17 protein-coding genes are annotated in these 15,412 nt (G+C 33.4%); 6 read left to right on the forward strand and 11 right to left on the reverse strand.

What is annotated here, in order from left to right; all coding sequences use genetic code 11:
- Positions 1–44: 44 nt before the first annotated feature.
- A complete protein-coding gene (locus tag NBRC110019_RS11440; protein WP_281754965.1) occupies positions 45–758 on the forward strand; it encodes a glycosyltransferase in 714 nt (237 codons plus the stop codon).
- Complete coding sequence (locus NBRC110019_RS11445; RefSeq protein WP_281754967.1) at positions 758–1,393, forward strand: lipid-A-disaccharide synthase N-terminal domain-containing protein; 636 nt, start codon at positions 758–760, stop codon at positions 1,391–1,393. Before NBRC110019_RS11440 ends, NBRC110019_RS11445 begins: the two co-directional genes overlap by 1 nt.
- Here NBRC110019_RS11445 and NBRC110019_RS11450 read toward each other — a convergent pair.
- From NBRC110019_RS11450 to NBRC110019_RS11465, 4 genes are read right to left on the reverse strand one after another with little or no spacing between them, the layout of a single operon-like run.
- Positions 1,374–1,943: a phosphatase PAP2 family protein gene (locus NBRC110019_RS11450; RefSeq protein WP_281754968.1), complete on the reverse strand. Its 570-nt coding sequence runs from the start codon at positions 1,941–1,943 to the stop codon at positions 1,374–1,376. The two genes, NBRC110019_RS11445 and NBRC110019_RS11450, sit on opposite strands and share 20 nt — an antisense overlap.
- Before the next feature lie 13 nt (positions 1,944–1,956).
- Positions 1,957–2,184 (reverse strand): DUF8828 family protein, encoded by a 228-nt coding sequence (locus tag NBRC110019_RS11455; RefSeq protein ID WP_281754970.1) that lies wholly within the window; start codon positions 2,182–2,184, stop codon positions 1,957–1,959.
- A 10-nt stretch (positions 2,185–2,194) separates the two neighbouring features.
- Positions 2,195–3,583 carry an MATE family efflux transporter gene (locus NBRC110019_RS11460; RefSeq protein WP_373877001.1) on the reverse strand — a complete coding sequence of 463 codons (1,389 nt, stop codon included), beginning with the start codon at positions 3,581–3,583 and terminating at the stop codon, positions 2,195–2,197.
- A 2-nt stretch (positions 3,584–3,585) separates the two neighbouring features.
- The gene (locus tag NBRC110019_RS11465; RefSeq protein WP_281754973.1) at positions 3,586–4,929 is read right to left on the reverse strand and encodes an FAD-dependent oxidoreductase; all 1,344 of its coding nucleotides are present in this window, start codon (positions 4,927–4,929) and stop codon (positions 3,586–3,588) included.
- A 430-nt stretch (positions 4,930–5,359) separates the two neighbouring features.
- Between NBRC110019_RS11465 and NBRC110019_RS11470 the strand changes: the two genes are divergently transcribed.
- Positions 5,360–6,025: a hypothetical protein gene (locus NBRC110019_RS11470; protein ID WP_281754975.1), complete on the forward strand. Its 666-nt coding sequence runs from the start codon at positions 5,360–5,362 to the stop codon at positions 6,023–6,025.
- Between the two features lie 31 nt (positions 6,026–6,056).
- Here NBRC110019_RS11470 and NBRC110019_RS11475 read toward each other — a convergent pair whose 3' ends face one another.
- From NBRC110019_RS11475 to NBRC110019_RS11495, 5 genes are all read right to left on the reverse strand, one after another.
- Positions 6,057–6,449: a hypothetical protein gene (locus NBRC110019_RS11475; RefSeq protein WP_281754977.1), complete on the reverse strand. Its 393-nt coding sequence runs from the start codon at positions 6,447–6,449 to the stop codon at positions 6,057–6,059.
- A 22-nt stretch (positions 6,450–6,471) separates the two neighbouring features.
- A complete protein-coding gene (locus NBRC110019_RS11480; protein ID WP_281754979.1) occupies positions 6,472–6,663 on the reverse strand; it encodes a hypothetical protein in 192 nt (63 codons plus the stop codon).
- 10 nt (positions 6,664–6,673) lie between these two features.
- Positions 6,674–7,690, reverse strand: coding sequence for a 3-oxoacyl-ACP synthase III family protein (locus tag NBRC110019_RS11485; protein ID WP_281755080.1), 1,017 nt, complete (start codon positions 7,688–7,690; stop codon positions 6,674–6,676).
- 131 nt (positions 7,691–7,821) lie between these two features.
- Positions 7,822–9,129 (reverse strand): ABC1 kinase family protein, encoded by a 1,308-nt coding sequence (locus NBRC110019_RS11490; protein WP_281754981.1) that lies wholly within the window; start codon positions 9,127–9,129, stop codon positions 7,822–7,824.
- Positions 9,126–9,782: a TetR family transcriptional regulator C-terminal domain-containing protein gene (locus NBRC110019_RS11495; protein ID WP_281754983.1), complete on the reverse strand. Its 657-nt coding sequence runs from the start codon at positions 9,780–9,782 to the stop codon at positions 9,126–9,128. The genes NBRC110019_RS11490 and NBRC110019_RS11495 overlap by 4 nt, the downstream gene beginning before the upstream one ends.
- 1,118 nt (positions 9,783–10,900) lie before the next feature.
- Here NBRC110019_RS11495 and htpG point away from each other — a divergent pair.
- Complete coding sequence (htpG, locus tag NBRC110019_RS11500; RefSeq protein WP_281754985.1) at positions 10,901–12,787, forward strand: molecular chaperone HtpG; 1,887 nt, start codon at positions 10,901–10,903, stop codon at positions 12,785–12,787.
- A 146-nt stretch (positions 12,788–12,933) separates the two neighbouring features.
- Entirely contained in the window at positions 12,934–13,350 is a 417-nt protein-coding gene (locus tag NBRC110019_RS11505) for a hypothetical protein (RefSeq protein WP_281754988.1), read from the forward strand.
- 63 nt (positions 13,351–13,413) lie between these two features.
- Here NBRC110019_RS11505 and NBRC110019_RS11510 read toward each other — a convergent pair whose 3' ends face one another.
- Positions 13,414–13,839, reverse strand: a complete 426-nt coding sequence (locus tag NBRC110019_RS11510; protein WP_281754990.1) for a hypothetical protein — start codon at positions 13,837–13,839, stop codon at positions 13,414–13,416.
- Positions 13,840–14,036: 197 nt separating this feature from the next.
- Between NBRC110019_RS11510 and NBRC110019_RS11515 the strand changes: the two genes are divergently transcribed.
- Positions 14,037–14,612: an alpha-ketoglutarate-dependent dioxygenase AlkB family protein gene (locus NBRC110019_RS11515; protein ID WP_281754992.1), complete on the forward strand. Its 576-nt coding sequence runs from the start codon at positions 14,037–14,039 to the stop codon at positions 14,610–14,612.
- 13 nt (positions 14,613–14,625) lie between these two features.
- Here NBRC110019_RS11515 and NBRC110019_RS11520 read toward each other — a convergent pair whose 3' ends face one another.
- Positions 14,626–15,408 (reverse strand): S1/P1 nuclease, encoded by a 783-nt coding sequence (locus NBRC110019_RS11520; RefSeq protein ID WP_281754994.1) that lies wholly within the window; start codon positions 15,406–15,408, stop codon positions 14,626–14,628.
- Positions 15,409–15,412: the final 4 nt, after the last annotated feature.

Genomic DNA, 15,412 nt, shown 5'->3' on the forward strand with positions numbered 1-15,412 from the left:
ACACCAATTAAAAACTTATTTTTTTCATTATTTAATATTTGAAAATGTTATATGAATTTACCATCATAGTTCCTGTTTACAACGAGGAAGAAAATTTGTTACGTCTAGAGAAAGAACTTCTCAGGTATATGACTGTAGCTATTAAAAAGACGATGGTTCTTTTCATTAATGATGGCTCTACCGATAACAGCACTTTAATTATAAATGAAATTTGCAGTAGAAACAATAATTTTTCTTACATCCACTTTACTACTAATTATGGTTTAAGTGCTGCTATAAAAGCAGGGTTTGATTATGTAGAAACTGAGTTATTAGGCTATATAGATGCCGATTTACAAACAAGTCCTTCTGATTTTAATCTCCTTTTAGAACACGCTTCCGATTATGACTTAGTAACAGGTATACGTATTAACCGACAAGATAAAACTATAAAAAAATTATCTTCTAAAATAGCCAATGCTACCAGACGTACTTTTACCAAAGACGGGATTGAAGATACTGGTTGCCCTTTAAAAGTGTTTAAAACATCAAGTGCAAAAAAAATTCCTATGTTTAAAGGACTGCATCGGTTTTTACCAGCTATGATTCAATTACAAAAGGGAACTGTTTTACAAATTCCCGTACAACATTACCCTAGACTTGCAGGCTCTCCTAAATTTGGAGTATGGAACCGATTGGCAGGACCACTACTAGATTGTTTTATTTTCTTATGGATGAAAAAAAGAGCCATTAATTATCAAATAACCCCTAAGAGTTAATGGCAAACTGGATTATTTATGCAATTGGTTTTTTGGCTCAGCTACTCTTTTCAGGGAGACTATTATTACAATGGATTGTTTCTGAAAAACAAAAACAAGTAACGATACCTAAATTCTTTTGGGTACTAAGTCTAATGGGATCTTCTTTGCTTTTTATATATGGGTATCTTAGAAACGATTTTCCAATCCTTTTAGGAGAAGTATTCACCTATTACATTTATATACGTAACATACAGCTGCAACGACAATGGAAACAACTTAATATGATTTTTAGAGTGTTTTTATTAATTTTCCCTTTATTCATTATACTTTATGCATACAATAATGGGAAACATGATTTAGATTTTCTCTTTCGTAACAACCAAATTCCATATTGGTTATTGATTCTTGGCATTGCCGCACAAATTATATTTAAAACCCGATTTATTTATCAATGGATCTATTCTGAAAAGAAAAAAAAGTCTACCCTGCCCATTGGATTTTGGAGACTAAGTACCATCGGAGCGGTATTAATAATCATCTACGCTATCTTTAGAAGAGATCCTGTTTTGTTATCTGGTCATATTGCAGGCACTATTACCTACATAAGAAACATAATGATTTACAAAAAGTGCGCTATTCCAAACGAAACTTAACCACTAATACCTTGTATAATTTAAACACCAAAAGTGCTATAATAGCTCCAAAGAAGAAACCTGTAAGTACATCTCCCGGAAAATGAACACCAATATAAATACGGCTATATCCTACAGCTAAAGACCATACTATTAATACAGGCAACAACCATTTAAAATACGGTTTAAACAACATTCCGAAAAAGAGTGCTACTGCAAAAGAATTGGAAGAGTGTGCCGAGAAGTAACTATATTGCCCTCCGCACCAATCTTTTACCAAACGCATTTGATCTGTAATATTAAGCGTATAACATGGGCGTAGCCTTTTAAACCCATATTTAAAAACATTGGCTAACTGATCGGCTCCAGCAATAAGCAGCCCTACCATTCCTAAAACCAATAAGGTTTTTTTCCATCCTAGTTTCCAAAAACAAAGGACTAATAAAATTATATACAACGGAATTGCCCCCCACTTATTAGTAATAAACATCCAAAAACCATCATAGGTTTCAGAGCCTAATCCGTTAAGATATAAGAATAATTGATGGTCTAACTTTATTAGTTCCTCCATTGCATTTTATATATTAAGATTCATATCTATCTACTTCTCTATCATAGAACTCGGTAGCCCGTTCAATAAGAGTGGGAAGCTCTTCTTCTAAATCTTTCATTTCCGATTTCTCAATATCCTCTAGCCACTCCACCTCATCGGTAATTAAGTCAATTATAAATCGTGGAAAATCAGTATGAATAACAAAGTTCGCATCTGGAAAATCAGTGTTATCACAAATTAAAAATTTAGGTACTTCCATAGTCTATTTTTTAATCAGCAACCGGTTCCGATTGCTTTATAAGTTTATTAGTGATGTATTGAAAACGAAGATACAAAAATATAGCAGCCGATGTTAAACCCGCTAGTAATCCGAACCAAATTCCCATACTCCCCCAATCGGTATACAATCCGAAATAAGTAGATATTGGAAATCCGATAACCCAATATGAAATAAGGGTAATAACCGTAGGAATTAACACATCTTGCAATCCGCGTAAAGATCCTAAACCTACCACCTGCATAGCATCTGATATCTGGAATAAACCAGCAACCAACATTAATTTAGCAGCTATTTCTATTACTTCAATATTATCTGTCCCATTTACCAAATCTTTTTCATCTAAATATATGGTAGGCAGATATTCATTAAATACCATAAAACAGACAGCAAAGAAGACAGCAAATAACAAAGCCAGTAAAAACACAGACAACGCTATTCGCTTTAATTCTGCATAGGCATTTTTCCCTTTCTGATTCCCTACTCTAATCATTGCGGTAACACTTAATCCGGTTGCCACCATAAAAGTCATGCTCGATAAGTTTAATGCTATTTGATTAGCTGCTTGCTGATTGGTACCCAACGCACCACTTAACCATACCGCTGCAGTAAAAATAGCTACTTCAAACAACATCTGAAAAGCCGAAGGAATACCAAGTTTCATTAACTTAGATACAACTTGTTTCTTTATTTCCTTAAAATTAAAATGCGCTACATAGTCATGAAACTTTTCTTTGCGTTCAAGCAAATACCACATAAAGGCTACCATTGCCAAACGTGACAATAACGTACCCCATGCTGCACCAATAATACCCATTTCAGGAAAAACCCATACTCCGAAAATTAAAAGATAGTTAATCCCTACATTTAAAAACACGGCCAAAAAAGTTGCATACATAGCATAACGGGTTTCAGATAACCCATCTGCAAACTGTTTAAATGCCTGAAAAACAATTAATGGGATTAATGAAAAAGCCACCAAATCTAAGTAAGGATTTGCCAAAAGCACCACTTCTTCTGGCTGATTCATTATATACATTAAAGGTTTTGCAAATAGTAATATTACCCATAATACTATTCCCATTATGGTACATAATAGCAATCCATGTTTTAAAGCAGCTTTTACATCCTGCTTGTTATGAGCAGCATCGGCCTCGGCTACTAAAGGAGTAATAGCGGTTGAAAAACCTATTCCGAATGACATGGCTATAAACATAAAGCTATTCCCTAAAGATACTGCAGCCAGCTCCTTAGCCCCAAGTTGCCCTACCATAATATTATCAAAAAAACCAATAAGGCTATGACCCAACATCCCTAAAATAATGGGATATGCTAACTTTAAGTTATATTTAAACTCTTTAGTATATTCTGCAAGCGCAATCATTATTTTGTAATCAGACTTTCAATTTTATCCATTACTTCAGAGGTATCCCAAACTGTTTCTATATCGGGTATGTGCATAATCTCATCCATAACTAAACGTTGTTTATCTCCCTGTTGCAGTGCTTCTGAATATGGGTTTCTAGAAAACGTTACTCTACTATACAAAGGCACCCACTTCTCTGGGTGTAAATTATAGAATTTAGCCTCAATCTTCTTTCTAAGAATAAAAGAAGAATCTGCCGTCTTAGTACTCATCTCCATAAAATTTCTGTAACTAAGCTCTGCAATAGCATCTGCATTTGGCTTACGAGAAATTTGATAGTTCTTAAAAATAGCTTTCCAATCATCACCATACGTCTCCATTAACTCATCTAAAATGGTAATATCCTCAAACCCGGCATTCATACCTTGTCCATAAAAAGGTACAATAGCATGCGCTGCATCCCCTATAAGTGCAACCTTATCCCAATAGGTCCAAGGCTCGCATTTTATAGTTAGTAACGAACTGGTAGGATGCTCCATAAAATCTTTAATAAAATCAGGTATTACCTCGATAACCGTAGGAAAATAGGCTTCAAAAAATTGTTGAATATCACGTTCCGATGTCAAGCTATCAAAAGAAATATCACCTTCATGTGGTAAAAACAATGTACATGTAAAACTACCATCGGTATTGGGCATAGCAATAAGCATAAACTTGCCACGTGGCCAGATATGAAATGAATTTTTATCTAATTTATGGGTTCCGTCTTCGTTCGCAGGAATGGTTAACTCTTTATAACCTGTTTTTAAAAAATCCTGACTATAGTTAAACATGCTTCTACGTTGCATTTTATGGCGTACTCTCGAAAAAGCACCATCTGCACCAAATACCATGTCATATTTATTAGCCTTACGTTCAGATTTATCAGAACTACCAGTATATAAGATAGCTTCTGGTAAATCTACATCCCATACTTTTTGATTGAAAATAAAATTAGCTCCGGCCTTTTCCGCCAAATCAATCATCATTTTGTTTAGTGCCCCTCTAGAAATAGAATAAATTGCTTCTCCTTCTTTTCCGTATGGTTGAAAATACAATGGTTTATCAAGTATATGTATGGCTCTACGATACAAAGGAACTGCTATTTTACGCACCTCATTACCTATCCCTATTTCATCTAATGCATGCCAACCACGTACAGATACTGCTAAATTAATAGAGCGACCAGAAAACTTTATCTGCCTAATATCTTCCCTTCTATCATATACATCTACTTTGTGTCCTCGCTTTAACAGATACATTGCCAATAAAGACCCTACTAATCCGCTACCTACAACTGCACTATTTCTTGGTGTTTGCATGAAAATTTATTCTGAATTCTACTATAATCAAAGATGGTAAAGGTACACAATTATAACCTAAGCTAAGAGATATCTAAAATAATGAAGAAAAATACTAGCTGCGCACTATATACAAAACTAAAACAGCCTGAAGCAGCTAGTAACTTCAGGCCGTATTGCTTATTTATTGGAAGCAAATTTAGGTTCAAATAATTTTAAATAAATGCAACTTTTTTCTACTTTAAAAATTATCAACAGTCATGCCAAAAAAGATATTTACTGTTAAAAAATTAAGATTATATGCTGTAAGATTCGTCACTAAACTAAAACATGAATCCTTCATAATAATTCATGTAGGATTAGCTCGTAAATAAGTGATTAAAAAATTATACATTATAATTTAAAACTGTTTACTAATTTTATTCTACACTTAGTTCAAAAAAATATAAAGATGAAATTACCTCACGATTCCGGACCTATATACAAGGAAACCCTCATGACCCGATTTCCGGTGGAGCCCTTTAATACCTTAAGTAATTTATTATTTTTAGCCATCCTAATCTATTTTGGAATTAAAGTATACAGAAATCCCAAAAAACATATGTTTATTACTTGTACTCTACCTGTAATATTTATTGGGTATGTGGGCGGTACCATTTACCATGCTACGAGAAGTGCTGAAATTTGGCTATACATGGATTGGGTACCTATAATGCTATCTTGTTTGGCTGCTACCATTTATTTTATCTTTAAATCTACTTCAAGTGTCTGGCAGCGTATTTTATGGATTGGCTTAACCCTTGTAATAAATATTGGAGAGCGATTACTGCCTATCCCTAAAAAATATGTCATTTCAATAGGTTATATACTAACCGCTATAGGTGTGCTACTTCCCATATTTGTTTACTTGTACAAAACGCACTGGGTACAAACCAAATGGATTATATTTAGCATCTTAAGTTTTGCTTTAGCCATTAGTTTTAGAATTTTAGACAAGCATCTAGACTTTTTAACCATGGGAACTCACTGGCTTTGGCATACCTTTGGAGCAATTGCTGTATTTTTCCTAATAACCTATATCTATAAAGATGATATAACAAAGCCCGCTAAAAATTAACGGGCTTTCTATTTTATATGTTCTTATAAAACTATTCGTCGTCTGAGACTACTGTAAGACTTAATCTTCCATAGGCATCTGTAGTATCATCGGAAGCATCAATATCATATGTATATGTACCACCCGATAGCGGCTCTTCAGAATCATAATCAATGGGTTGCATATAATAGGTCTCTCCATCAATCTCCAATTGTATATAGGCTATGTTATAAGCTAGGTTTAATACTTTATAATCTGAATACCCATCTGGTTCTAAATCACCATACGATTTATTACCAGTAGCTACATCCATATATATGTTGCTATAGGTATAATCACTAGTATTATGTACACGTATTTCCACCCTACTTGTTCCACTATCATCGGAGTTACAACTTATACTACTTAATAACACCCCAATAATTAAAACCAATACTTTCTTCATTTACACTTAACCTATTTAATTATTATTTATCCTTTTGTAAAGCACTTATTTTAACTTCTAAGTTTTTTAAAGATGCCTTTAATATTTCTGACTCTATTTTACCCAATAAAGCCTGTATTTTCTTTAACATAACTGCATAATTACCATCAGGAAAGGTATTTACTAATTTAGTAAAATAAATATCTACTCCATATGCTAACAATCTTCTACCCATATATATTTTTTTACCATCTAATAATAGCGCTCCCCCAAGTAAATCCACTACCAAAAGCAGCTAACACAACCAAATCACCTTCTTTAACTTTCCCTTGTTCCCATGCTTCCGTTAAAGCAATAGGTACAGAGGCCGCTGTAGTGTTTCCATATTTTTGAATATTGTTATACACATGGTCGTCTGTTAAACGAAACTTATGTTGAATAAACTGAGAAATACGCAGATTTGCTTGATGCGGTATTAACATATCAATATCAGAAACCGCTAAATTGTTCGTTTGAAGCCCCTCCATGATAACTTCTGAAAAACGCACAACGGCGTTTTTAAAAACAAATTGCCCATTCATGTACGGATAATAACTAACATCATCCGGATCGTTATCAGTAACTATATCATTAACCCAACGTTTTCCCATACCCGGTGCTGTTAAAGCCAATTCTTCTGCATGAGCTCCTTCTGAATGTAAATGCGTAGATAAAATTCCTTTACCTTCTTCCTCTGTTCTGCTTAAAACAGCCGCTCCAGCTCCATCGCCAAAAATAACTGACACCCCTCTACCACGGGTAGTCATATCAAGTCCTTTAGAATGAAGTTCAGACCCTATTACTAAAACATTCTTATACATCCCTGTTTTAATAAATTGATCTGCTACTGAAATGGCATATATAAAACCAGAACACTGGTTACGCACATCAAGTGCTCCTACTGTTCTAAGTCCCAATTCTTTTTGCACCAATACTCCCGGACCTGGAAAATAATAATCTGGACTTAATGTAGCAAAAACCACAAAATCTATATCTTCTTTAGCTACTCCAGATCTTTCAATAGCAATTTCTGCTGCTTTAACCCCCATAGAAGTGGTGGTATTTCCATCACCTGGTGCTACATGTCTACGTTCTTGAATACCTGTTCGTTCTTGAATCCAGGCATCATTGGTGTCCATTACTTTCGACAAATCGTCGTTGGTTACAATATTTTCCGGAACATAATAGCCTAAACCGGAAATTTTAGAAGCATATAATTTCATGATTGTCATCTAACATAATTAATATATGCAATTTACATTATTTATCAATTTTATTAAACACCCCGCCTGTTTTTAACTAGAAAATAAAAAACACCTATTAAAAAAGCATTTTTTAAATTTTACTCAGAAAATTACACATATTGCCTGAAATGGTTTACCGAAATTTTAGCCTTTAAATCATGTAACAAATTATACAAACCAAAAAACGTTCGATTCATGTACAAAAAATGTTTAGACCCTCTATTACCATTCATTTTTCTAATGGTAGGATCACTTGAATATCGCTCGCTTAGATCCGCAATAGCTCCCCAAAACTCATCAGAACCAAAATCAAACTCTTCCTTATTAAATGGTGATGTAAAAATTCCAAGCATTTCTTTAAACAATGCTTTAAAAAAAGCCAATTCTTCGGGCGAATCTTCGACTCTTAGAATCTCAAGCTCATACATCTTCTGCATAAACAATTCATCATTTTCAAAAACTTCCTGCTGTGCTAGTTCAAAATAGGGTATATAAAAGCTATCTGGCACCTCTTTAATGCAGCCAAAATCAATTACGATAAGCTCCTTATTGGCACTAACCAAAAAATTTCCCGGGTGTGGATCTGCATGTACTTTTTTAAGCCCATGAATTTGATACATATAGAAATCCCATAGGGTTTGCCCTAAAGTATTTCCAATATCTTCTGAAAATGGTTTAGCGGTAAACTCACTTAAATGTATTCCTTCCATCCAATCCATGGTAATAATTCGCTCACTTGAAAGCTCTTCATAATATTCAGGAAAAGTAAGATTCGGAATTTTTTTGCAAGCCTCGGTAATTTCTTTGCTCTGTTTAACCTCTAAAATATAATTAGTTTCCTCAATTAGCTTTTCTTCAACTTCCTTAAAGTATTTATCAGAGTCTTTTCCCTGTAGATTAAACATTTTAATAGCAACCGGCTTTACAATAGCCAAATCACTACTAATACTTTCAGCTACACCCGGATATTGAACTTTAACAGCAAGCTTTTTACCATCCTTCTCTGCTTTATGTACCTGACCAATACTTGCGGCATTGATGCTATCTTTTTCGAAATGATCAAAGATATCTTCAGGATACTTATTCAGGTATTTCTTAAATGTTTTGCGCACCAAAGGCGCAGAAAGTGGTGGTACAGAAAACTGTGATAATGAAAACTTCTCTACATAAGCACTAGGCAGAATGTTTTTCTCCATGCTTAACATCTGAGCTACTTTTAAAGCACTCCCTTTTAAACTTTTTAAACCATCGTAAATATCTGCCGCATTATTTTCATTCAGCTTATCTTTGGTAACGGACGGATTTACGAGTTTCTCCCCGTAATACTTAACATAATTACCTCCAATTTTAACTCCGGTTTTTACAAGTTTAGTAGCTCTTTCTACTTTACCCGTAGGTATTTTATCTAAACTTTTCAAATGGCTGTTTTTGCTTCCTTAATTAAAAATTTACCAAAGTCTAGTATACTTTCTAGTGGTGTATTATCAAATACATCAAAGATGGTATTTACTGACTTTTCTATAGCAACATCCGTTTTCTCAAAGGCAGAAGAGGTATCATCTACCCAAAATTTAAGTAAGAATAACAATTGAACCCAGGCTCCCTCAGCGATAAGTTCAGGAGATTGTTTTAAGAATTTGGAATTTTTATGATTATTTTCTGCTTTTGCCAACCCTTTTACAAAATCTTTAAACACACTTCTTAAGCCCTTAAGTTGCCCTAAATTTTGTAACACATCCTTATGCTCTTTTAACACAAATAGCACATAACTTCTGTTCATTGTTAACAATTCGAAAAAGGTAAAAAAGAATGAGAGCATTTTCTCTCTGGTAGCAGCCGCTTCAAAATCTTCACTTTTTAAAAGAAGTGCTTCTGTATTTAAAAAGAACTTTTTCCAGATATGACTTTTAATAACATCTACCGATCCAAAATACTGATAGAAATCTTCCTCTTTAATCTTTATCTCTTTCGTAAATTTATAAGCCGTTTTAGGTGTAGTTTCGTGCTCAAGTACATAATCCATATAAGCACTGATAATTTGGTCTTCTGTAACTTTTTTTGTTGTAGCCATTTTTATTTTTCTTTAAAATTAAAGTAAAAAAAGATATTTACGAAGTAGAAAAGGTATAGCCAAAAAAGATGAAAACGCACCTTAAAGAAACAAAGTGCGTTTTCAAACAACCTAACCAATAAATAAACAAACTAACCTATTTTTTTTTACATCTTTTCTATTTCAATCTAGCAACTATTCCCATCTCTTTCATGGTGCTAAATTACTTCGCTTTCCTATTTTATAAAAATAATTAAATATAAGGTTTTGTTAAATTTAATAAAATTATATCAATAAACAAACTTAATCCATTGATAATATATTATTTACCTTAATCTCTCTAGCTATAACAGCCAACTCCACACGCCAGTTTTAAACTTCTTCCTTCAACAATTTCATTGGCAATTGGTTATACTCAGACCACACCCAAAATTCTATACGAACTAAGGAGATTCTTTGCTATACTAAATACGATTTTACAGAAACCTCTCTATCAGGTAATTAAAACCATAATCATCAGATCTGGCACCATCTGTATATCCTTACACAATATACAACAATATCCGTATGATCATAATCTTCAAACACTCATACTAATTTATCTAAATTATTTTTAACACTACTAGTACTACTCTATACTTATTATAACCAAACCTAACGGTATCTTCTCTTGCACATTCTACTTCTGCATCAGGCAATACACCTCTATCTCTTAAGAATGCTTATCTATTTTGTACCAATGCCAGTACCAATCAGTAACCGATCCTTTTTGGGTATTATTCAACTATTAATAGACTCACAACTACTAAACATACGCCAAATATAAAGGCTCTAACATTATATAAAAATTTACTTTTCTTATGATTAACTAATTCAGTACTAGTTTCTGGCTAATTTGCAATAACTATAGGACACTATCTAGCTTGGCGCCAAACGACACCAGCGTCATAAACATCAACAAAAATATCCATAGCACATTTTTTCCTCTACAAAAAGAACACTTCAAACCTGGTGGCCCAAAATATTACACTTACACGCTTGTTACATAGTTTTAGAAAAATCTTAAAAGTGCCAATCTGGCAGATAATTAAAATTGGTATCCTATTTGAGAACCTTGGATAAAAAATAAATTAAAAATTATGGCAACCGGAAATATTAATGTATCTGTAGAAAACATTTTCCCGCTAATAAAGAAATTCCTTTATAGTGATCACGAAATCTTTTTAAGAGAATTAATTTCAAATGCAACTGATGCTACCCTGAAATTAAAACACCTTACCGGTATTGGTGAGGCTGCTGTAGAGTTTGGCAACCCTGTAATTGAAGTGAAAGTAGACAAAGAAGGCAAAAAGCTTCATATCATAGATCAGGGTATTGGTATGACTACCGAAGAAGTACAAAAGTACATCAATGAAGTTGCCTTCTCAGGAGCAGAAGAATTTTTAAATAAATATAAAGACAGCGCCAAAGACACAGGTATTATTGGTCATTTTGGTTTAGGTTTTTACTCTGCCTTTATGGTAGCAGAAAAAGTAGAAATCATTACAAAATCTTACCAAGATGCACCAGCTGCACACTGGACATGTGACGGGTCTCCACAGTACACGTTAGAAACTTCTGATAAAACCGAAAGAGGTACCGAGATTATTTTACATATAGCGGAAGATTCTACTGAATTTTTAGAAGACAGTAAAATTTCTGAACTACTTGTTAAGTATAACAAGTTTATGCCTATTTCAATTAAATTTGGTACAAAAGAAGAAACTTTACCATTACCGGAAGGTGCTGCAGAAGATGCCAAACCAGACACAATTACCGTAGATAACATCATCAACAACCCTAATCCGGCATGGACAAAACAACCTGCAGATCTGGAAACTGATGACTATAAAACGTTCTACAGAGAATTGTATCCAATGCAATTTGAAGAGCCTTTATTCCACATTCACTTAAATGTAGATTATCCGTTTAACTTAACAGGTATCTTATACTTTCCTAAGCTTACAAACGACTTAAGCATGCAGAAAGATAAGATTCAATTATACCAAAATCAGGTATTTGTAACAGATAATGTAGAAGGTATTGTACCAGAGTTCTTAACCATGTTAAAAGGGGTTATCGATTCTCCAGACATCCCACTAAACGTATCAAGAAGTTATCTACAGGCTGATGGAAATGTTAAGAAGATATCTAGCTATATTACTCGTAAAGTAGCAGATAAGTTAAAATCATTATTCAATGAAAATCGTGAAGATTTTGAAAAGAAATGGAACGATATTAAAATAGTGATTGAATATGGTATGTTATCGGAAGAGAAATTCTACGAAAAGGCAGACAAATTTGCACTTTATCCTACCGTAGATAGCACCTATTTTACGTTTGATGAATTAATTGAAAAGATTAAACCAACTCAAACAGACAAAGACGACAATACTATTATTTTATATGCTAGCAACCAAGAAGCTCAGCACAGCTACATTCAAGATGCTAAAGAAAAAGGGTATGAAGTATTATTGTTAGACTCTCCTATTGTATCTCACTTAATCCAGAGATTAGAAGGTGATAAAGAAAAAGTACAATTTGTAAGAGTTGATGCAGACCATGTAGATAACCTTATCAAAAAGGACGAAGAAAAAATCTCTAAACTTTCTGAAGAAGAGCAAGAAACATTAAAAACTACCTTAACCGGAATTATTCCTGCTGAAAAATATACAGTACAATTAGAAAGTAGAGACAGCAGTGCTGCTCCTATTATTATTACTGAGCCTGAGTTTATGCGTAGAATGAAAGAAATGCAACAAACCGGAGGCGGCGGAATGTTTGGAATGAGTAACTTACCAGAAATGTATAATGTTGTTGTAAACACAAATGCACCTTTGGTTAGTGAAATTTTGAATACTTCTGAAGAAGACACACAAAAACGTTTAGTGAATCAAGCATTAGATTTAGCTAAACTTTCTAAAGGATTATTAAAAGGCGAAGAGCTTACTAGCTTTGTTAAAAGAAGTTACGACATGATTAAGTAGCACCTAAAGTAATATAATTCTTAAAAAGCGTATTTTCCTTTGTAAAAAAAGCAAAGAAAAATACGCTTTTTTTACATATTTATAACACCGTAGCATTTATTTTTTTTGTAAATTATACAACTTAAAAACTTAAAGTACAATGTGTTATGAAATCTATTTTAAAAAAATTAAATGTCTTTTTTCAGACAGAGATCCTTGTATTGAATCTCCCATCTGAATTTGAAAAGAATTTCAACAAAATTAAAAACGTTGAAATTTTTGAATCGTTGGTACAATTAAATAAATTCTCTTATGGAATTTTATTTACGAAATCGATTGAGAACTTAAAAAATCAATTAGGCACCCTACTTCCTAAGATTGAAGATGATGGTGAACTCTGGGTTGTATTCCCAACAAAAACTTCGGGCATACAAACCGACATTTGCACTAAGTATAACTGGCATCTATTACGAAATAATTGCTTTGAAATTGTTGATGAAAAACAAATTAACAATAATTGGAAAGCAAAACGTTTTAGAAAACTAGAATATACCAAGTGGAAAGAACTAAGCAAAATTGCTTAAAAATTCTCAAGAATCATTCTCCCCCTGACACAAAACAAAACCTTTAAACAGTGTAACTCCTATTTAATCTAACTTGTTAAATGTATTTACCAAATTAGGCATAGCTGTTTTGTCATACACTTTCTTAAAGTGCTCATATTTTATATGAGCGACTAAATCTCCTAGTTTACCATACAAATATTCAGCATTCTTTACACTTTTAGGAAAACGAATTAATGTAACGGGCACGCTATGATTAGATAAAGACAAAATTAAATTATATAATTGATTAGAAAGCACCGCTTCTTGTTCACCATCATCAAACGATTTGGTTCGGCTTACTCCCCCCGCATACCTTCTTTTAAAACCTAACCTGTGTTTCATACGATGTTTAAAGGTATCATTTTTTAGTCCTTTACGTGTTACATTTCGCCTACTTTCTGCCGCTGCACTCAAATCTCTCATTGGAATATACACACGCTCTATATCTATATCTTCGCGCCCCAGCATCTCATCTGTATATTCAAAAAACCATGGATCCTTTACAATGTATAGACAATCTTCTTTTTTTTAACGAGTACTCCAATCCGGCATTACTCAAAAGAACTCTTTCTGGTCTTTAAACAACAGACAGCTATAATTATATTTGACAGATAAACTACCTTTATCATTGTATAAAACACAACTAAGTATAAATAGCTATGATTATGTTTTCGTTAAATTTACCTAATGCCGATATCACCTATTTTCCTGAAATTTTTAACACTAAAGAAAGTAGCATATTTTACACCCAATTGCTAGAAAACATCCCCTGGAGACAAGATGAGATTACCGTGTTTGGCAAAACCTATCCGCAACCTAGACTCACTGCTTTATATGCCACCAATAACCTTACCTATAGTTATTCAGGCATTAAAATGGAACCACTCCCCTTTACAAACACACTAAACACCATTAAAGAAAAAGTAGAAACCATTTCAGGGAATACATTCACAACATGTTTATTAAACCTATACCGAAACGGACAAGATAGTAACGGATGGCACGCTGACAACGAAAAAGAACTAGGTAAAAATCCGATCATAGCATCGGTAAGTTTTGGAGAAAAACGATTGTTTAAGCTTAAACACAAAAGCTTAAATCTAAAACATGATTTAGAGCTTGAAAATGGCAGTTTATTACTAATGAAAGGCACCACACAACATCACTGGCTACATAGTATTCCAAAAACCAGAAAACAAAAAACGGAACGTATTAATCTTACGTTCCGCATTATAAAATAGTTATTTTAATTTCTTACTTAAAAGCCTCGTCAAGAAGTTTAGCTAACCTCACCCCTCCTTTTTCAAGTTGCTCTTGCACCTCGCTAAAGTGGTCATACACATATCTATACCCTAAGTCATCTCCTTCTTTAGCCGACTTATATACTTCACTAGCTAACACTCTAGAATCGTTTACCCAGTCTAAAACAGTTCCTTTCTGCATTTCTTTTACCTCTTTCTTGCTTAGTTTAGGAAAATTATAAGCAATTTCAGAGTAACTCATCCCATAATGATTTAGCATATCAGAATCCCAAACTCTATGTAAGTTTGTGTCTTTTCTAAACCAAGTAACCTTAATTTTATTACCTCCCAAATCTTCAGATCTACCTACATGTAAAGGCTGATGCACATCACCTACAAAATGAATTAATAATTTTAAGTAAAACTGCTTATCTGCTTTTGAAGCTGTTTTACTTTTTAAAACTACCATACAGGTATCTATTCCCTTTATAACATCTCCATACGGGCTAACAGGTTCATCACCATATGACTTCCCTTCATCTATGTTTACATAATGCCATGCACTAAATTTTTTAAATCGTTTATCAGATTTAATATCATCTCCAAAAGTAGAAACCTCTGCAATGGTATGTCCGTCTAAAAGTTCTCTTATCTTTTTAGCTGTACTTCTTTTAATATAGCGTGCAGCAACCTCTCCGGTTGCTCTATGCCCCGTAGCTCCCCAGTCAGGTTTTTCTGTTAATGCATTTAGCATTACAGAAATCATTAAAAAAATTAAGCAAGTTAACTTCTTCATACTA

Source organism: Neptunitalea chrysea (assembly GCF_027924145.1).
GTDB classification, from domain to species: Bacteria; Bacteroidota; Bacteroidia; order Flavobacteriales; family Flavobacteriaceae; genus Neptunitalea; species Neptunitalea chrysea.